The sequence below is a fragment of the Rhodoferax sp. genome (assembly GCF_034520025.1).
In the GTDB taxonomy this organism is placed as follows: Bacteria; Pseudomonadota; Gammaproteobacteria; order Burkholderiales; family Burkholderiaceae_C; genus Allorhodoferax.
Window position 1 is genome coordinate 1374734 of sequence record NZ_JAXHNZ010000001.1, and the last position, 18871, is coordinate 1393604.

General features: G+C 61.3%; 16 protein-coding genes. 3 read left to right on the forward strand and 13 right to left on the reverse strand.

From position 1 onward, the window contains the following. Nucleotides 1-49 precede the first annotated feature (49 nt). The 3 genes from U5L73_RS06630 to U5L73_RS06640 all read right to left on the reverse strand — a co-directional run bounded on the left by U5L73_RS06630 (nucleotide 50) and on the right by U5L73_RS06640 (nucleotide 1560). The gene (locus U5L73_RS06630; protein WP_322561602.1) at nucleotides 50-898 is read right to left on the reverse strand and encodes a ScpA family protein; all 849 of its coding nucleotides are present in this window, start codon (nucleotides 896-898) and stop codon (nucleotides 50-52) included. A gap of 62 nt (nucleotides 899-960) precedes the next feature. After that, on the reverse strand, nucleotides 961-1167 hold the full coding sequence (locus U5L73_RS06635) for a DUF3460 family protein (protein ID WP_322561603.1): 207 nt from the start codon (nucleotides 1165-1167) through the stop codon (nucleotides 961-963). A 60-nt stretch (nucleotides 1168-1227) separates the two neighbouring features. Then, complete coding sequence (locus U5L73_RS06640) at nucleotides 1228-1560, reverse strand: hypothetical protein (RefSeq protein ID WP_322561604.1); 333 nt, start codon at nucleotides 1558-1560, stop codon at nucleotides 1228-1230. Nucleotides 1561-1657: 97 nt separating this feature from the next. On the opposite strand from U5L73_RS06640, the gene nadC reads away from it, so the two are divergent. Further along, nucleotides 1658-2527, forward strand: coding sequence for a carboxylating nicotinate-nucleotide diphosphorylase (nadC, locus tag U5L73_RS06645; protein ID WP_322561605.1), 870 nt, complete (start codon nucleotides 1658-1660; stop codon nucleotides 2525-2527). Beyond that, nucleotides 2527-3630: a quinolinate synthase NadA gene (gene nadA, locus U5L73_RS06650; protein WP_322561606.1), complete on the forward strand. Its 1104-nt coding sequence runs from the start codon at nucleotides 2527-2529 to the stop codon at nucleotides 3628-3630. The genes nadC and nadA overlap by 1 nt, the downstream gene beginning before the upstream one ends. Before the next feature lie 18 nt (nucleotides 3631-3648). On the opposite strand, the gene rbsD is transcribed toward nadA, so the two are convergent. The 6 genes from rbsD to U5L73_RS06680 form a co-directional block, all read right to left on the reverse strand. Continuing rightward, entirely contained in the window at nucleotides 3649-4053 is a 405-nt protein-coding gene (gene rbsD / locus U5L73_RS06655) for a D-ribose pyranase (RefSeq protein ID WP_322561607.1), read from the reverse strand. After that, on the reverse strand, nucleotides 4050-5009 hold the full coding sequence (locus U5L73_RS06660; protein ID WP_322561608.1) for a ribokinase: 960 nt from the start codon (nucleotides 5007-5009) through the stop codon (nucleotides 4050-4052). The genes rbsD and U5L73_RS06660 overlap by 4 nt, the downstream gene beginning before the upstream one ends. Next, nucleotides 5009-6034: a LacI family DNA-binding transcriptional regulator gene (locus U5L73_RS06665; protein ID WP_322561609.1), complete on the reverse strand. Its 1026-nt coding sequence runs from the start codon at nucleotides 6032-6034 to the stop codon at nucleotides 5009-5011. Before U5L73_RS06665 ends, U5L73_RS06660 begins: the two co-directional genes overlap by 1 nt. A gap of 15 nt (nucleotides 6035-6049) precedes the next feature. Then, nucleotides 6050-7024, reverse strand: a complete 975-nt coding sequence (locus tag U5L73_RS06670) for an ABC transporter permease (RefSeq protein WP_313875413.1) — start codon at nucleotides 7022-7024, stop codon at nucleotides 6050-6052. Nucleotides 7025-7060: 36 nt separating this feature from the next. Then, complete coding sequence (locus tag U5L73_RS06675; protein ID WP_322561610.1) at nucleotides 7061-8638, reverse strand: sugar ABC transporter ATP-binding protein; 1578 nt, start codon at nucleotides 8636-8638, stop codon at nucleotides 7061-7063. A gap of 108 nt (nucleotides 8639-8746) precedes the next feature. Next, entirely contained in the window at nucleotides 8747-9700 is a 954-nt protein-coding gene (locus U5L73_RS06680) for a sugar ABC transporter substrate-binding protein (protein WP_322561611.1), read from the reverse strand. A 312-nt stretch (nucleotides 9701-10012) separates the two neighbouring features. On the opposite strand from U5L73_RS06680, the gene U5L73_RS06685 reads away from it, so the two are divergent. Beyond that, nucleotides 10013-11596 carry a methyl-accepting chemotaxis protein gene (locus tag U5L73_RS06685; RefSeq protein ID WP_322561612.1) on the forward strand — a complete coding sequence of 528 codons (1584 nt, stop codon included), beginning with the start codon at nucleotides 10013-10015 and terminating at the stop codon, nucleotides 11594-11596. Here the strand turns inward: U5L73_RS06685 and chrA are convergent. From chrA to metG, 4 genes are all read right to left on the reverse strand, one after another. Next, nucleotides 11574-12935 (reverse strand): chromate efflux transporter, encoded by a 1362-nt coding sequence (chrA, locus tag U5L73_RS06690; RefSeq protein WP_416221280.1) that lies wholly within the window; start codon nucleotides 12933-12935, stop codon nucleotides 11574-11576. The genes U5L73_RS06685 and chrA overlap by 23 nt on opposite strands. Further along, complete coding sequence (gene nadB / locus U5L73_RS06695; RefSeq protein WP_322561614.1) at nucleotides 12932-14545, reverse strand: L-aspartate oxidase; 1614 nt, start codon at nucleotides 14543-14545, stop codon at nucleotides 12932-12934. The genes chrA and nadB overlap by 4 nt, the downstream gene beginning before the upstream one ends. A 44-nt stretch (nucleotides 14546-14589) precedes the next feature. After that, complete coding sequence (locus U5L73_RS06700) at nucleotides 14590-16263, reverse strand: SulP family inorganic anion transporter (RefSeq protein WP_322561615.1); 1674 nt, start codon at nucleotides 16261-16263, stop codon at nucleotides 14590-14592. Between the two features lie 117 nt (nucleotides 16264-16380). Further along, nucleotides 16381-18555: a methionine--tRNA ligase gene (metG, locus tag U5L73_RS06705; protein WP_322561616.1), complete on the reverse strand. Its 2175-nt coding sequence runs from the start codon at nucleotides 18553-18555 to the stop codon at nucleotides 16381-16383. Between the last annotated feature and the right edge of the window lie 316 nt (nucleotides 18556-18871).

An 18871-nucleotide genomic window follows, 5' to 3' on the forward strand; every position in this document is an offset into this window, starting at 1 on the left:
TGGGGCGAATACTAACCGCAGTTACGAGCCCTGAAATAGAGAGCCCGGTTCAGGTAGGTGCATAGGCCAAGCGCACATAGATCGGCGCGAAGGCCTCCGCCTGGGTGATTTCGATCAGTGTTTCCTTGGCCAGCTCCAGCAAGGCGATGAAGGTCACCACCAGCACCGGCGTGCCTTGGGTCGTGTCAAACAAGTCTTCGAAGCCCACGAAACGCTGCCCCTGCAGCTTTTTGAGCACGATGCTCATGTGCTCGCGCACCGAAAGCTCTTCGCGGCTGATCTTGTGGTGCTGAACCAGCTTAGCCCGCTTCAAAATATCGCGCCACGCGCTTTGCAGCTCTTCCACTCCTACATCGGGAAAGCGGGGTTTGAGACTTTGCTCGATGTAGACGTTGGCTTTTAAAAAATCGCGTCCGTATTGCGGGATCGCGTTCAACCGGGCGGCGGCAAGCTTCATTTGCTCGTATTCGAGCAAGCGGCGCACCAGTTCTGCCCGGGGGTCTTCGGCTTCTTCGCCCTCAGCCACCTTCTTGGGCGGCAGCAACATGCGTGATTTGATCTCAATCAGCATGGCCGCCATCAGCAGGTACTCGGCCGCCAGCTCCAGGTTGCGCTTGCGGATTTGCTCCACATAAACCAAGTACTGCTTGGTCACACTCAGCATCGGAATGTCGAGGATGTTGAAATTCTGTTTGCGGATCAGATAGAGCAACAAGTCCAGCGGCCCTTCGAAGGCCTCCAGAAACACCTCCAGCGCATCCGGCGGGATATAGAGGTCCTGCGGCATGGCGAACAAAGGCTCGCCGTACAGGCGCGCCAACGCTACTTGGTCCACCACCTCGGGCATTTGCCCGAGTTCGGCGACTCCGGTGGATTCGCCGGTGGTGTCGATTGTCATTTAGCTATCAAATCAGGAGCTGCCGGCGCATATAAAACGTGCGCTAGAGGCTGATTGGGCACTTAATCGTGCTTGGTCTGGTAGACGTAGGGCTTTTGCGCGACCTGGGCGCTGCGGAAGCCTTTCCAGGCCATGCGGTCCACGACTTTGTCCCACAACAGGGAGCGGCCCTTGCGCTGCTCGGCTTCCAGCGTGGGTTTGGCGACCTTGAGTTGGTTGATGAACTGGGTGGCTTCAGAGCGGTAATCGGGGCGGCGGAAGATGTTCATGGCGGGATCCTTAATGGCGGCATTTTAACGGCAGGGACACCAGACTCCGGCGAGCAGCCCTTACTGGGTGGTCCACACCTGATCCGCATGAGGGTGCGGAGCCAAGAGTTGCGGGAGGGTGCGCTGGTTCATGCTGCTCTCCACCACCATCGTGTGCGCAAACATGGTGGGTTGCATATCGTAAGCACTCGCCTGCTGGAGAGCGCGGCGCCGGCGCATCCGCAGAGCCACCAGGCCGATGGCCAGAGCCAACGCGACCGCGATCAAGGCCCAATGCAGTTCACTCAGGCCCCACACCACGCCGGCAAGTCCCGTTTGGCTTGTTTGGGCGAAAACTGTGGCATGCCCAAAGACAAAGGCTGCAGCGAAAAGGGCATTCAAACGGGGAGTCATGCAGGTTTTCCAAAAGGCCAAGTGCGAAGGGGTGGCATTTTGGCACGCTTGTCCCCCTAGTCATCCCGCGCAAGGGTGGCCGGTTATCCTCTGGCGTATGAGCACTTTTGATCTTTCCTTCGCAGACATCGCTGCCCTGGCGCAGACCGATGTGGCTCGCGCCTTGTCTGAAGACGTGGGCACCGGCGACTTGACCGCCTCTTTGATTGACCCCACCCGCCGCGCCCGTGCACGGGTTTTGGCCCGCGAGTCGGCCGTCATATGCGGTGAGCCCTGGGCCACAGCGGCTGTGCGCGCCCTGGACCCGTCGGCCGCCATCATCTGGCACGTACGTGAAGGGCAGCGCTGCCTGCAAGACCAAGTGGTGGTCGAGATAGAGGGCAACGCCCAGGCGCTGCTGACCGCGGAGCGCACCGCCCTGAACTTTTTGCAGTTGCTCAGCGCGGTGGCCACCAAAACCGCCACCTTTGTGGAGGCAGTGAACGAAGTGCCGGGTAACCGTGCTGCCATCGTGGACACCCGCAAGACCATTCCCGGCCTGCGCCTAGCGCAGAAATACGCCGTCAAAACGGGTGGCGGTACCAATCACCGCATTGGCTTGCACGACGCGGTGCTGATCAAAGAAAACCACATCGCCGCCGCTGGTGGCGTGACCGCCGCGTTGCAGCGCGCAACCCAGTTCGCCGCCACTGCCAAGTTCATTGAGGTGGAGGTCGAAACGTTGGAGCAACTGCGCGAAGCGCTGGACTGCGGCGCCAAGATGGTGCTGCTGGACAACATGACGCTGACTCAATTGATGCAAGCGGTGGCAATCAACGCCGGCCGCGCGATTCTGGAAGTGTCCGGCGGTGTGAACCTGGACACGGTGCGGGCGATTGCCGCCACTGGTGTGGACCGCATCTCTATTGGCGCGCTGACCAAAGACGTCAAGGCCACCGACTTCTCCATGCGATTTGAGGACCTGTGATGAGCGCCAGTGATGTGATCGACGTGGAGTACGAGCAACCGGCTTGCTCCACCAAGCATGCCTGGGCCCGGGTTCCCGTAGAGCCCACCCCGGATGAACGCAGCGCGCTCAAAGACAAGATCAAGCGGCTACTGAAAGAAAAGAACGCAGTCATGGTGTCGCACTACTACGTACACCCCGACCTGCAGGATCTGGCCGAAGAAACCGGTGGCCTGGTGAGCGATTCGCTGGAGATGGCCCGTTTTGGCCGGGACCACAGCGCGCAAACGCTGGTGGTGTCAGGCGTGAAGTTCATGGGCGAGACCAGCAAAATCTTGTCGCCTCACAAGACGGTGCTGATGCCTGATCTGGATGCTACCTGCTCGCTGGACTTGGGCTGCCCCATTAGCGAATTCAACGCGTTTTGCGAAACCCACCCCGACCGCACCGTGGTGGTGTACGCCAACACCAGCGCTGCCGTGAAGGCACGTGCCGATTGGCTGGTGACCAGCAGTTGCGCGCTGGACATCGTGCGCGCGCTCAAAGACAAAGGCCAGAAGATTCTGTGGGCGCCAGACAAGCACTTGGGTGGCTACATCCAGCGCGAAACCGGTGCCGACATGGTGTTCTGGGAAGGCGCCTGTATCGTGCACGACGAGTTCAAGGCCTTTGAACTGGAAGCGCTGATCCAAGAGCACCCGAAAGCCAAAGTGCTGGTGCACCCCGAGTCGCCCCAAGACGTGGTGGCCCTGGCCCACGCCGTGGGGTCAACGAGCGCCATCCTCAAGGCCGCGCAGACACTGGACGCCGACACCTTCATCGTTGCTACTGACAACGGCATGCTGCACAAGCTGCGCACGCTGAACCCCGGCAAGACCTTCATCGAAGCGCCCACCGCCGGCAACAGCGCTACCTGCAAAAGCTGCGCCCACTGCCCCTGGATGGCCATGAATGGCTTGGCCGGCGTCGCGCGCGTGCTAGAGCATGGCCTCAATGAAGTCCATGTGGATCACAAACTGATTGACCGCGCCCGTTTGCCGATTGACCGCATGCTGGCATTTACCGCGGCGCTGAAGAGTGGGCAACCTGTGGGTGGCTTGATTCCGAATATCGGAGCGGCCTGAGGTCGGGCCTGTAGTGCGCTAAAAAGTCACGCCCGACACCAGCACCATGTTGGCGTAGGGCGTGCATTCCCCGGTGCGAATGACCGCGCGTGCACGCTGGCAGAGCGCTTTCAGTTCGGCATGGCTGATGGTTTGGATATCAAATCCGGTACGGTTTGCACACCAAGCAGGCAGTGATTTGTCGTCACCCTGCAAGGCTTCGTGGGCGATGTAGGCGTGCTCCACCTGCAGCTCCGACAAGACCGCGGTCAGCGTTTGCTCCAGCGAGGGGACGCCGGGGCACAAGGCCAAATCAATCCGCTGGGGCGCATCTGGACCTGTCGGAATCGGCAAGCCCGCATCGCCCACGACCACCATGTCACCGTGTCCCATGCTGGCTACCAGCATCGAGATCTCTGCATTCAACAACACACTTCGTTTCATAAATTTTGCCAATGGGGCGCAGTCAAAGCGACCTCGGTTTGAGCCCGGCTAGGGATGGATGTTTGCGCGCCCGCGGTTTGTACACACAAACTGGCCGCAGTCATGCCCTGGTGCACGCAATCCGCAAATGGCAGACCCCTGGTCCACGCGGCCACCAAGGCGCCCAAAAATGTATCGCCTGCTGCGGTGGTGTCGACCACGTCGACCCGGGCTGCGGGGTGGTAGGTCACCGCGTCACCGTCTGCAGCGATTGCGCCTGCGCCGCCCAAGGTCAGCACTACCCGGCGGATACCCCACTGCTGAAAATGCCGAATGGCTTGCACGGCGGCATCGTGGCTGGCACCTACATCCAGCCCGCACAAGGCGAGCGCCTCGCTCTCGTTGAGTACCAGCAGGTCCACTAGCGCCCACAAGGCTCCGGGCACCACTTCTGGCACCGGCGAGGGATTCAGCACCACCAGGCAACCGCTGGCCCGCGCCCATTGGGCGGCCTTGAGCACTTCCTGTACTGGCGACTCGAGCTGCAGCACCAAGGCATAAGCGCCACGCAAGACAGGCGCAAGGCCCGTAGCATTCCAGCGGAACGCCTGGTTGGCGCCACCCGCCACCACAATGCGGTTCTGCCCTGAGGCTTCCACCAGCACCATCGCCACGCCTGTGGGCTGGTGTGGGTTGGTCTCCACTGCCAGGGTATCGATGCCGTCGGCTTGCAAACTGTCCAGGAGCGCGAGCCCGTGGGCATCGGCGCCTACGCTGCCCACCATGCGCACGCGGGCGCCTTGCCGGGCACACGCCACGGCTTGGTTGGCGCCCTTGCCCCCGGGTGAGTAGCGCAGCGCATGAGCCATGACGGTTTCACCGGCCACAGGTGCGTCGCTCACATCGACACACATGTCCATGTTCAGGCTCCCGAGGCAGACGACGATCGGGGGCTCACTTTGCATATCGACCTGCATTACGCCACCTTCTGCGGGGTGCGCGGTGCCGGCCCGGACGAAGCGCGCACCACCAGCGTTGGCTGCAACAACACTTGCCGCGATTGCTCCCGTTTGCTTTGGATGCGCTCGAGCAGCATGTCCACCGCCATGACACCCATGCGGTGCTTGGGTTGCACGACGGTGGTGAGGGCGGGGCTGGTGAAATGGGCCAACTCGATATCGTCGAAGCCGACCAGCGACATGTCTTGCGGAATACGGACGCCAGCTTCATGCGCGGCACTCAGGGCACCAATGCCCATCAGGTCGTTGCACACAAACACAGCGGTCGGCTTAAGTGGGGACTGGAGCACCTGTTTCATGGTGTCACAGCCGCCCTGGCTGGTGAAGTCACTGTGCCAGACCAGCTGATCGGCGTCTGCTGCAGCGCCGGCTTTAGCAAGCGCATTACGCCAGCCTTGTATACGCTGTGCGCTGGAGTTCAGGTCCTCAGGACCCGCGATACACGCGATCCGCGTATGCCCGAGGGCCAGAAGGTGTTCGGTGGCCAGCATGGCGCCTTGCATGTGTGCGGTTTCAACCAGGTCGCATTGCACATGGCTGATTTCGCGGTCAAGCAGCACGGCCGGGATCGTCAGCCCTTGTACCAAAGCCAGCAACTCGCTGTCGTTGCCGGTGGAGATGATGATGAGCCCGTCGATCCGCTTCTCGCTCAGCACTTGCAGATACACGCTTTGGCGGTGTGGCTCGTCATCGGTGTTGCACAGAATCAGGGTGTAGCCTGCACCAAAACAATGGTCCTCCACACTGCGCACAATTTCTGCAAAGTAGGGGTTGGTGCAGTTGGGAATCAACATGCCCAGTGTTTTGGTGGAGTTGCTTTTCAGGCTGCGGGCCACGGCGCTGGGCACATAGCCCAAATTGCGGATGGCTTCTTCCACCTGCTTGCGTGCGGACTCGCTGACAAAGCGGGTGCCATTCACCACATGCGAAACGGTGCTGATGGACACGTTGGCCCTGCGGGCCACGTCTTTGATGGACGACATGGTGGTGGGCTTGCTTTAGTGGCTGGAGGAACGGCGCTGACGTAGCGTGTCAATAATAACGGCCACCACAATGACGCAGCCTGTCACGATGCGCTTGCTGGGGTCGCTGACCCCCACCTGCGCCAAACCGGCTTCCAGCACCGCAATGATGAGTACGCCAAACAAGGTGCTGATCACCGAGCCACGCCCGCCCATCAGGCTGGTGCCGCCGATCACCACCGACGCAATCACTTGCAGCTCAATGCCCGAGCCGGCGTTCGGGTCCGCCGCCTCTAGGCGAGCGGCTTGCATCAGCCCGGCCAAGCCGGCCAACACACCAGTCATGGCAAACACGGCCACCCGGATCGGGCTGGGGTTAATGCCTGCCAAGCGCATGGCCTCTTCATTCGTGCCAATACCGACCACATAGCGGCCAAACACGGTGCGCGACAACACCACTTGCGCCACGATGACCAGTGCAATCGCAATAAAAAACGCGGCAGAGACACCGGCCACCCAGGGCTTTGCCAGCTCGGAGATGGCGCCGCCCACATACTGGGTGCGCGAGTCTGTCATCACATAGGCGCCGCCGCGTACGGCTTCGAGCATGCCCAAGGAAACGATAAACGACGGCAAGCGCCAAGCCACCGAGATCAGGCCGGTGACTGCGCCGCAGGTCAGCCCCACCAGCAAGCCCAATGCAGACGCAGGCAAGGGGCCCCAGTGCCACACCAGAATGGCATTGGCCGTGGCCGCTGCAGACAGCGCAAGCACTGAGCCCACAGACAAATCGATGCCGGCAATGATCAACACAAACGTCATGCCGATGGACATCACCAACAGGGCCGGGATCTCGTTGGCAATCGCCACGAAGGTGGCCTTGCTCCAGAAATAGTCACTCAGGGTGGAGAACAAAATCACCATGCCGATCAGCACGGCACACAGGCCCAGGTAGGTGCCCATGGCGCTGCGCGAAGTCGCAGTGTTTGGAGGAGTGGAGGCGGTTGTCATATCGTGAGGGGGTAAGTGGTGAGAGGTTGGCGCTCTTTAGGCGCAGACGGCGGCTTCTGGGGTATCTGCGCCGGTCTCGCTGAAGGCAGCATCGAGCAGCGACTTCTCGCTCCATTGGCCGCGCTCCAGCACGGTGACCAAGCGCCCATGGCTCATGACACCGATGCGGTCGCACATCTGCATCAGCTCCCGCAAGTCGCTAGAGACCATCAGCACCGCTTTCTGGGCCTGGGTCATGGCTTCGATTTCCGCGTAAATGTCTGCGCGTGCGCCCACATCCACGCCGCGGGTGGGTTCGTCCAGCAAAAGCACTTCGCAGTTCTTATGCAGCCAGCGCGCAAAAATGACTTTTTGCTGGTTGCCGCCGCTCAAGGTGCCCACCGCTTGGTCCACCGAATGGCTGCGCACTCGCAGGCGCTTCACCATGTCCGAGGCCAGGGTGCGCTCCTTCCACAGGTGCAGCCACCCCCGGCGGGACACGGTGTTCAATGCCCCTAGCGAGGTATTGACCGCAATGGACTGTGTGAGCAACAGGCCCTGCGATTTGCGGTCTTCCGTCACCAAGCCAATGCCCGCTGCAATGGCCGCCTGCGGCGAGCGCCAGCCGGGCGCCCGCACTTGGAGGGCCGGCCGATGGGGATTGGCAGCCACGGTGATTTCACCCGTGTCCGCCCGGTCTGCGCCAAATAGCAGCCGTACCAGCTCGGTCCGGCCACTGCCCACCAAGCCGGCAAGGCCAAACACCTCGCCGGCGTGCAGATGTAGGCTGATCGATTTCACGGCGGTGCCGCGTCCCAGGCCATCGGCCTTGAGCAAACACGACCCTTGGGGACGACGTGGCTTTTGCATGTCCTGCTCCACAGCCCGCCCTACCATGAGGGCGATGATGTCGTCTTCGGTTACCTCGTGCATGGGGCAGGTTTTGACCAGCACCCCATCGCGCAACACCGCCAGGGTGTCGGCAATTTTGCGCAACTCCTCCAGACGGTGCGATACATAAATAATCGCGACACCCTGCGCCTTGAGGCGTTCAATTTGGGCAAATAAATGTTGTGTTTCTCGCGGCGTCAGCATGGCCGTGGGTTCATCCAGAATCAGAATCTTGGTGCCGTCCTGGAGGTTGCGTGCAATCTCCACCATTTGTTGCTGGCCGATACCCAGCTCGGAGACCAGGCAGTCGGGCGCTATGCCCTGAATACCAATTTTTGCCAGCTGCTGGCTGGCCGCTTGGTGCAGTGCTTTGCGGTCAATCCAGTGGGCGCACCAGCGCCCGCGGTTCGGCAAGGCGTCGATCAACAGGTTTTCTGCCACTGTCAGCGTGGAGACCAGACTCAGCTCCTGCATCACCATGCGCACGCCTGCGGCTTCGGCCTCACGGCGATTTTTGGGTGCGAAGCTACGGCCGGCCAAGTGCATCGTGCCCTCAGTGGCATCGACCAGACCCGCCACGATTTTGGACATGGTGCTCTTGCCCGCACCGTTTTCTCCGGTCAGCGCCAACACCTCGCCGGGACGCAAGCTCAGGCTCACCCCGCTGAGCACATTGCTCGCATAGCGCTTGGTGATGCCCTCCACCGTGAAGATGGGAGCGCCTTGTAGTCCGGGGGCTGTCATGGCTGTGCCTTGCTGAAATGGGAGGTATTTAAAGTGTGACGATTGATCCCCGATCGGCCAGCGCCTTGGCGTGTGCCCATCGGGGTGTGCCCTCAAAGGGCCGTCAATTTACTTGCTGGCTTTGGTGACCAGCACCACATCGGTCTGGATGGCAGCAGGCATGTCGGCTTGCTTTTTCTTCTCGGCCAGTGCCTTCAGTGCAATTTCGATACCGAATACCGCTTGCTTCGCACCAAACTGGTCGGCAGTCGCCAGCATGCGGCCATCGGCCAACATAGGCTTGACGGCACCGATGTTGTCGTAGCCCACAACCTTGACCTGGCCTTCTTTGCCGGCGGCCTTGACGGCAGCCACTGCACCCAGCGCCATGTTGTCGTTGCCGACCAACAGGCCCTTCAAGTCGGGGTGCTCACGCAGCATGCCGGACGCCACGGTGTTGCCCTTGTCGATTTCCCAGTTGCCGGACTGCACGCCCACCACGGTGGCGCCCACAGCCTTCATGGCGTCCTGGTAGCCCAGGGTGCGCTGCTGCGCATTGAAAGTGGTGGAAACACCTTCAATGATGCCGACCTTGTCACCCGCCTTCAGGCCTTTGCCCAGATAGTCGCCCACCAGCTTGGCACCGGCGCGATTGTCAGGACCAGCGAATGGAATTTGGATGCCCTTTTCTTTTTGGGCAGCTGCGTCGAGTTGGTTGTCGATGTTGACGACCAAGATGCCCGCATCGATAGCGGTCTTGAGCACGGGTACCAGGGCCTTGGAATCAGCGGGCGCAATCACAATCGCGTCCACTTTCTGGGCCATCATTTGCTCGATCATGCGGATTTGCGCCGCAGTATCGGTTTCGTTTTTGATGCCGTTGGACACCAAGCTGTACTTGGCCGCGTTGGTCTTGGCATGGGCCTTGGCGCCGTCTTCCATGGTGCGGAAAAATTCATTGGCCAGCGACTTCATCACCAAGGCGACCTTGGGTTTGTCAGCGGCAAGGGCGGGACTTGCAAAAAAACCCGCCATCAGGCTTAAAGCCAGGGTGGTTTGTACGGTACGGCGATTCAATTTCATGGTCTATCTCCTCTGAGTTGTTAACTTTTCATGCGTAGCAGAAAGGAACGCTGGAGGTCCCATGGCCTCGCCAAAGTACGTTTCTGCTCTTAAATGCTAACGTAGCAAACGTTTGCGCAAACGTTTTTCTCATTGGGAGAAACCCTAGCTGTGTGCAAAGCGCATCTGGCCTGAAAAGGCTAATTGCTCATTGACTGAACCGCCGCTCCTCCTCAAAACCCCAGATGTAACAACGTCATAAAACCTTCACAAACTAGTCATTCAATCGGGTGGATCCGCCCCGTCCGGGGTGCTTGTTTCCCAGAGGTTGTCATGCGCGTGTCCACCCGGCTGTTTGTGTTGGTTGCCAGTCTGGCGGCTTTGCTATTGGTGATTGGTGGCTTTAGTGTCTACGGTGCTCGGCAGTCCAACGATGCCTTGCGCTCGGTGTACCAAGAGCGCACCGTGCCTGCGGTGACGCTGGGGCAAATAGATGCCCTGACCTTCAGCAGCCGCATGCATGTGGCGCAGGCCTTGGCCAACCCTTTGCCGGATGTGATTGCCTCCAGCGTCAAAGAGATCGCCGCCAACCAAAAGCAGATTGCCGACACTTGGGCGCAATACCGCGAGCATCCGCTCCAGGGTGAAGCCGAAACCCTAGCCGCTGATTGGGAAAAAGCGTTCAAGGCCTATGACGAGCAAGGCCTCAAGCCCGCCGTGACCGCTTTGCTAGAGAACGACATCACCACCGCCCAGGCTGCCATGGTCGAGAAGATGACGCCCTTGTCTGCGCCCGTGAACCGTAGCATTCAGGCGCTGCAACAACTCCAGATCGAGGGCGCTAAAACTGAGTTTGAGGCCGCAGGCGGCCGTTACCGCACCCAGTGGTGGGGCAGTGTGGGCCTGATCGGTTTCGGGCTGCTCTGCGCCATCACGTTTGGTTGGAGCACGGTGCGCAACATCACCGCGCAACTGGGCTGTGAGCCGGCGCAAGCCAACGAGGTCGCGCAGCGCCTGAGTGCGGGTGACTTCAGCGCGGATCTGCGTACCGCCGCAGCACCTCACAGCCTGATGGCGCAGCTGGGCGAAATGCAACACAGCCTGAGCGAGGTGGTGGCGCGCGTGCGGCACTCGTCTGAGGCGGTATCGGGCGCGAGTGTAGAAATCGCCACCGGCAACCACGATCTCTCCAGCCGCACCGAGCAGCAGGCCGGCGCCATTCAGCAGACTGCTGCCTCCATGGAGGCACTGGGCGACACGGTGCGGGTGAATGCCCAACGCGCAGCGCGCGCCGATGCGCTGGCCCGAACGGCCTCAGACGCTGCCAGCCAAGGGGGCGAAGTGGTCGCCAATGTGGTGAGCACCATGCAAGAGATCAACGACAGCTCGCGCCGCATTGTGGACATCATCAGCGTGATTGACGGCATTGCATTCCAGACCAATATCCTGGCGCTGAACGCTGCCGTAGAGGCCGCACGCGCCGGCGAGCAGGGGCGGGGGTTTGCGGTGGTGGCATCCGAGGTGCGCTCGCTGGCCGGGCGCTCTGCGGCGGCGGCCAAAGAAGTCAAAAGCCTGATCGACGCGAGCCTGGAGCGGGTGGAGCGTGGCAATTCGCTGGTGGCCCAAGAAGGGCAATCGATGTCGCAAGTGGTGGGCTCTATCCGCCATGTGACCGACATCATGGGCGAGATCAGCGCCGCCAGCTCCGAGCAGAGCACAGGTGTGCAGCAGGTCGGCCAAGCGATTGCGCTCATCGACCAGACTACGCAGCAAAACGCCGCCATGGTGGAAGAGATTGCCGCAGCCGCCAGCGGCCTGCGGCACGAGGCGCAGCAGTTGGTGGAGTCGGTGGCCTTCTTCAAGCTGGGCCATCAGAGCCCGGCGCTGCGGGCGCCTACAGTGCTCGCACTGCGCTAAGCGCCAGGCCCAGCAGGGCGCAGGCGGCAAGCACTTGCATCACGCTGAGTTGGTATTTGAAAAGTGCCACGCCCGCCGCAATGGCTATGGCGGCAGACACTGCGTCAAACGGGCCGGCAAAACCTTGCGGCCACAGCAGGTGGTAGCCGAAGAACAGCGCCAAGTTCAAGATCACACCCACCACGGCCGCGGTAGTGGCGGTGAGCGGTGCGGTGAAGCTCAATTTGTTGTGCGTGGTTTCCACCAGCGGGCCACCCGCCAGAATGAACACAAACGAGGGCAAAAAGGTGAACCAAGTCACCAGTGTGGCCGCCACGGCTCCCGCCAAAAACAGCTGGTCGGGCCCGAACACCGCCTTCACATAGCCGCCGACAAAACCCACAAAGGCCACCACCATGATCAGCGGGCCCGGCGTGGTTTCGCCCAGGGCGAGGCCGTCCATCATCTGGGTGGGGGTGAGCCAGCCGTAATGCCCCACCGCCCCCTGAAACACATAGGGCAGCACCGCATACGCCCCGCCGAAGGTCAGTAGCGCAGCCTTGGTAAAAAACCAGCCCATCTGGGTGAGCGTGTGGTCCCAGCCGAACTGCAAGGTCAGCCAGCCCATGGGCAGTGCCCACAGCGCAGCACCAGTTGCCGCCACCACGCCGAGCCGGCTCCAGCCGAAGATGGCGTGCGCCGGTGTGGGGGTGTGGTCATCAATGATGGCCAGGCCTTGGCTCGCCTTGGCAGCACCGTGTCCGCCGCCCAGCTGAAACCACTGGGGCGCCCAACGCCCGCCGGCCCAACCGATGGCAGCCGCACAAAGCACGATGAGCGGGAAGGGCAGCTGCAAGGCAAATATGGCCACAAACGATGCCGCTGCAATTGCCCAGAGTGCGCCGTTTTTGAGCGCGCGCGAGCCGATGCGGTGGGCCGCTTGCACCACGATGGCGGTGACCGCCGGCTTGATGCCATAGAAGATGCCTGCTACCCAAGCCACATCGCCATAAGCGATGTACACCCACGACAAGCCCACCAGCATGAACAGCGAGGGCAGCACAAACAAGCCACCCGCCACTACGCCGCCCCAAGTGCGGTGCATGAGCCAGCCGATGTAGGTAGCCAGCTGCTGCGCCTCCGGGCCGGGCAGCACCATGCAGTAGTTCAGAGCGTGCAAAAAGCGTTTTTCGGAAATCCACCGCCTGCGCTCCACCAGCTCCTGGTGCATCATGGCGATCTGGCCTGCGGGCCCGCCAAAGCTCACACACCCGAGTTTCAGCCAGAACCAAAATGCTTCCCACCATCCCGGCGGTGCGGGAGCCTTTTGGAGGGGGGCTGGCGTATGTGCCACGCTCAGGGTGACAGCGTGGTGGGAATCGCCCGGGGCAGCATATCGGGGTAGTCGCGGCTGAAGTGCAGGCCGCGGCTCTCGTGGCGGGCTTGGGCACTCTTCACAATCAGGTCGGCCACTTGTACCAGGTTGCGTAGCTCCAGCAGGTCGCGGGTGACATGGAAGTGAGCATAGAACTCGGCAATCTCATCCTGCAACAAGGCAATGCGGTGCGCCGCGCGCTCCAGCCGCTTGTTGGTGCGCACGATGCCCACGTAGTCCCACATGAAACGGCGCAGCTCGTCCCAGTTGTGGGAGATGACGACGCTCTCGTCCGCATCGGTCACGCGGCTGTCGTCCCAGGCGGGCAGCTGGCGCGGTGCCTCTGGGTTGCCATTGGCGAGTTCGCTTGCTATCAAAGCAGTAGCAGATCGCGCAAACACCATGCACTCCACCAGCGAATTCGATGCCAAACGGTTCGCGCCGTGCAAACCGGTGCAAGCAGTTTCACCCACGGCATACAGGCCCGCCACGTCGGTGCGCGCATCCAAGTCGGTCACCACGCCACCGCAGGTGTAGTGGGCGGCCGGCACCACCGGAATGGGCTGCTTGGCCATGTCGATGCCCAGCTCCAGGCAGCGGGCGTAGATGTTGGGAAAGTGCTCTTGGATAAAGCTCAGCGGCTGGTGCGAGATATCGAGGTACACGCAGTCAAAGCCGCCCTTCTTCATCTCGAAGTCGATGGCGCGGGCCACCACATCGCGCGGCGCCAGCTCGGCGCGCGGGTCGTGCGCCGGCATAAAGCGGGTGCCGTCCGGCAGCAGCAGGCGGCCGCCTTCGCCGCGCACCGCCTCGGTGATCAAAAAGCTTTTGGCGTGGGGGTGAAACAGGCAGGTGGGGTGAAACTGGATGAACTCCATGTTCTGCACCCGGCAGCCTGCGCGCCAGGCGGCAGCAATGCCGTCGCCGGTGGCGGTGTCGGGGTTGGTGGTGTACAGGTACACCTTGCCCGCGCCGCCGGTCGCCAAAATGGTGTGCGGAGCTTGGAAGGTGAGCACCTCGTCGGTGTCGTCGTCCAGTGCGTACAGGCCCACGCAGCGGTTGGGGCCAGCTTGGCCGAGTTTGGCGGTGGTGATCAGGTCGACCAGCGTGTGGTGCTCAAACAGCGTCACATTGGGGCTGGCTTTGACTTGCTCGATCAACGTCTGTTGCACCGCCGCGCCGGTGGCGTCGGTCACATGGACGATGCGGCGCGCGCTGTGGCCGCCCTCGCGGGTCAGGTGCAGCTGGCCGGCGTGGCCCGCTTCTTCCGAAAACGGCACGCCCAGCTTTTGCAGCCAAGCTATCGACTGGGGTGCGTTTTCCACCACGAACTGGGTAGCTTTGAGGTCGCACAGGCCAGCGCCAGCCACCAGGGTGTCGTCCACATGGGCGGCAAAGCTGTCGTCCTTGTCCCACACGGCGGCAATACCGCCTTGGGCCCAGCCGCTGCTGCCTTCGCGCACTGCGCGCTTGGTAAGGATGGCCACGCGGTATTGCTGCGAGAGCAGCAGCGCCGCACTCAGGCCGGCAAGGCCGCTACCGACGATGAGCACATCAAAGTGCAAAGGAGTGCTCGTGGTGAGGGTCGAAGTCATGCAAAGAGGTTCGGAAAGGTGGAGAAGGTTGCGGGGAGCGGTACTCAGGTGGACTGCACGTCCCGCACTGCAAGTTCGATGGCCTGTGCTAAGTGAGGGATCAGATTGTCGGAGCCCAAGGCGTCGACTACACCGCAGCGTTGCAATATGTCGCGGGGCTGGAACGCCAGCCCGCAGGCGATTAAGCGCACTTGCCGCTTGCGGCAGGTCAGTAGCAAATTTTGTACAGCCTCGGTGCCCGAGGAGTCGATATAAAGCACGTTTTTGAAGTCCACCACCAAGACTCGCGTGGGCAGATGGTCTTCCATGTGTTCAATCAACTTGACAGCCCCGAAGAAAATGGCCCCGTGCAAGCGGTGTGCTTTCACAGCGTCCTGGCGTCCGGCGAGTAGCGGGTAGTCTTGAGCGCTGGCGGTTTCACAGCGCGACAAGCTGGAAATTCGGTAGATAAACGTCAAGCACGCAGCTACCAGGCCCACTTCTACCGCGACCGTCAGGTCAAAAATCACGGTGAGCAAAAACACGGCCAGCAAGGTGGCACGGTAGGGCAGCCGGTAGTGACGCAGATGCAAAAACTCGCGCCATTCGCCCATATTCCACGCGACAAACATCAGGATGGCGGCCATAGCGGCGAGCGGAATGTTCTTGGCCAGCGGGGCTGCAATCAGCACCACCAGCAGCAGGGTGGCCGCATGGACGATGCCTGCGACCGGGCTGTTTGCACCGCTCTTGATGTTGGTGACGGTGCGGGCAATCGTGCCAGTGGCAGGCATGCCACCAAAGAACGGCGTCACCAGGTTGGCAATCCCTTGCGCCATCAGCTCTTGGTTGGGGTCATGGCGGTCACCAATCATGCCGTCGGCCACGCGGGCGCAGAGTAGCGATTCAATAGCGCCCAACATGGCCAGCGTGGTCGCTGGAATGAACAAAAAGCGCGCCGTTTCCCAGCTGAAGTCCGGCAGTGCAAAGCCCGGGAGTGCGGAGGGCACACCGCCAAACCGGCTGCCAATCGTCTCAACCTCCAGGCCGGTCAAGCTCACGACCAAGGTTGCCCCCACCAGTGCAAGGACCGCACCCGGCACCAGTGCACATTTGGCAGCCCATGGTTTGGTAGCTGCCCAGCGCGGCAGCCCGAACTGCCACACCACGATCAGCAGCAGACTGGCTAGCGCCAGGACCGTCGCTTGCCAATTAATGGTGGAGAGTGACGCGCCCAGTGTTTGCAAAATTCCGAGAAAACTGCCGGGCATGGGGCCCGTGTTCAAGCCCAGAAAGTCTTTCACTTGCGACAGCGCGATCAGTACTGCAATGCCATTGGTGAATCCGATGACCACCGCCACCGGAATGAATCGCACCAAAGTGCCCAGGCGGAAGAAGCCAAAGGCAAACAGCATGACTCCTGACATGGCGGTGGCGATCACCAAATTGGCATAGCCATAGCGCTCTACGATGCCGTACACAATGACGATAAAAGCGCCCGCCGGCCCCCCGATCTGGACCCGGCTGCCCCCCAGCGCGGAAATCAAAAAGCCCGCGATGATGGCGGTAAACAGACCCGCCTCTGGCTTGAGCCCGCTGGCTATCGCAAATGCCATAGCCAAGGGGAGTGCGACAACACCTACCGTCAGGCCCGCGCCAATGTCGCCTGCCATGCGCTGCCGGTTGTAGCCTTGCAAGGCTTCGATGATCCGAGGACGAAACAGGCGGCTGGAATCCATGGTGTGCACTCGCGAGTAGGTCTACACGGTGCGCCGGACAACAGTCTCACTGCGGATCCAATAGATCATGCGCTGAGACTGGTGTGGACGACGCCTGCTGAGAGGAGCAACGGTGGTTTAGTGGATGCGCATGCCGGGCTTGGCGCCGGGCCAGGGGTTCAAGATGTAGATACCTGGCTCAGCCCCCTCGTCGGCATGGCTCGCTGCCATGACCATGCCCTCGCTTATTCCGAACTTCATCTTGCGCGGTGCCAAGTTGGCCACCAGCACGGTGAGCTGGCCCACCAGCTCCTCGGGCTTGTACATGCTGGCAATGCCGCTGAACACATTGCGCGTGGTGGGCTGGCCCTCGGCGTTCTTCTCACCCACATCGAGGGTGAGGCGCAGCAGTTTGGTGGAGCCCTCTACCGCGTCGCAGTTCACGATTTTTGCAATGCGCAGGTCGATCTTGGCGAAGTCGTCAATGCTGATGGTGGGGGCCAGGGCCTCGCCACCGGGGGCGTTGGGGTCAGCCGGCACAGCGGCGGACGCTGACTTTGCTACTTTTTTAGGAGCTGCTTGCGCAGGTTCTACGGGGGCTAGAGGCTCTTTTGGCTCAAAAAGCGCCTCCAGTTGCTCGGGGGTGACGCGTTGCATCAGGTGTTGGTAGGGCTGGATGGCTTGCACATCGCCGGCCACGGCCCAGGTGTCCATAGGGCGACCCACAAAGCTTTGCACCGCTTGCGCCAAGCCTGGCAGCACAGGGGCCAAGTAACGGCTCAATGCGTCAAACGCGTTGATCAGCACCGAGCACACTTGGTGCAGTGCCTCGTTGTTAGCCACGTCTTTGGCCAAGTCCCAAGGCTTGTTCTGGTCCACATAGGCGTTCACCTTGTCGGCTAGCAGCATGACTTCGCGGGTGGCCTTGCTGTACTCGCGGGCTTCATATTGCGCGGCCAAACCATCCGCGGCACTACGGATTTCGTCAATGAGAACCATACCTTGCTTGCCAAAGTGGTGGGTCAATTTGCCGTCAAAGCGCTTGGTCAAGAAGCCGGCGGCACGGGAGGCGATGTTGATGAACTTGCCAATAAGGTCGCTGTTCACCCGCAGCATGAAGTCTTCGGCATTGAAGTCGATGTCTTCATTGCGCGCGCTCAGCTTGGCCGCCAAGTAGTAGCGCAGCCACTCGGCGTTCATGCCCAGGCTCAGGTACTTGAGCGGGTCCAGGCCGGTGCCGCGGCTCTTGCTCATCTTTTCGCCATTGTTCACGGTCAGGAAACCGTGCACAAACACGTTGTTCGGCGTCTTGCGGCCGCTGAACTTCAGCATCGCCGGCCAGAACAGGGTGTGGAAGGTGACGATGTCTTTGCCGATGAAGTGGTACTGCTCGGTGTCTGCGGCAGCCATGTACTCGTCAAAGCTGCGCTGATCAGGATTGGCCGTGCGTGCCTTGGGGCCGCCTTTGTCAAACCAGTTTTTCAGCGATGCCAGATAGCCCACAGGCGCGTCCAGCCACACATAGAAGTACTTGCCCGGCGCATCAGGAATCTCAATGCCGAAGTAGGGCGCGTCGCGCGAAATGTCCCAGTCGCCCAGGCCTTCGCTCTGCGTGCCATCCGGGTTGGTGCGCACGCTGAACCACTCTTTGATCTTGTTGGCCACTTCGGGCTGCAGCTTGCCGTCTTGCGTCCAGCTCTCCAGAAACTCTACGCAGCGCGGGTCAGAGAGCTTGAAGAAGTAGTGCTCCGAGTTTTTCAGCTCGGGCTTGGCACCAGACAGGGCCGAGAACGGGTTGATCAGGTCGGTGGGCGCATAGACCGAGCCGCAGACTTCGCAGTTGTCGCCGTACTGGTCTTTGGCGTGGCACTTGGGGCACTCGCCTTTGATGTAGCGGTCCGGCAGGAACATGTTCTTCTCGGGGTCGAAGAACTGTTCGATGGTGCGCACTTCGATCAGGCTGCCATCGGCGCGGTCGCGCAGGTCGCGGTAGATCTGGCGGGCCAGCTCGGTGTTTTCGGGCGAGTGGGTGCTGTGCCAGTTGTCAAAGCTGATGTGAAAGCCATCCAGATATTGCTTGCGCCCGGCGGCGATGTTGGCCACGAACTGCTCGGGCGTGACACCGGCTTTTTCGGCCGCAATCATGATGGGCGCGCCGTGCGTGTCGTCCGCACCCACAAAGTTCACCGCATTGCCCTGCATGCGCTGGAACCGCACCCAGATGTCGGCCTGGATGTATTCCATGATGTGACCGATATGGAAGTTGCCGTTGGCGTAGGGGAGGGCGGTGGTAACGAATAGTTGGCGGGGCATGGGGAGTCGACTTTCACAGAGGGACCGGTGATTTTAGTCGGGGCGGGGATGGCCGTTGTGCATCCATGTTTTGTGGTGGGATCAGGCAGGCCGGACGTTTTGCTACGTGTCCCCCGGCCTTCGGCCTCCTCCTTGACCTACGCAAAACGCCCAGCCCGCCTGATCCTGCGCGGATGGTTCTAGGCACGTTGCGAAAACAGCCAGTCTCCCCACTCTTTAATTGAGGTGACTTGTTAACTAGGGTAAGTCCACCTCGCCTCACTTCGCAGCAGCAGGTTGGGGGTGCGTGCCGCAGCGAGGTCAAGGAGGAGCCCGC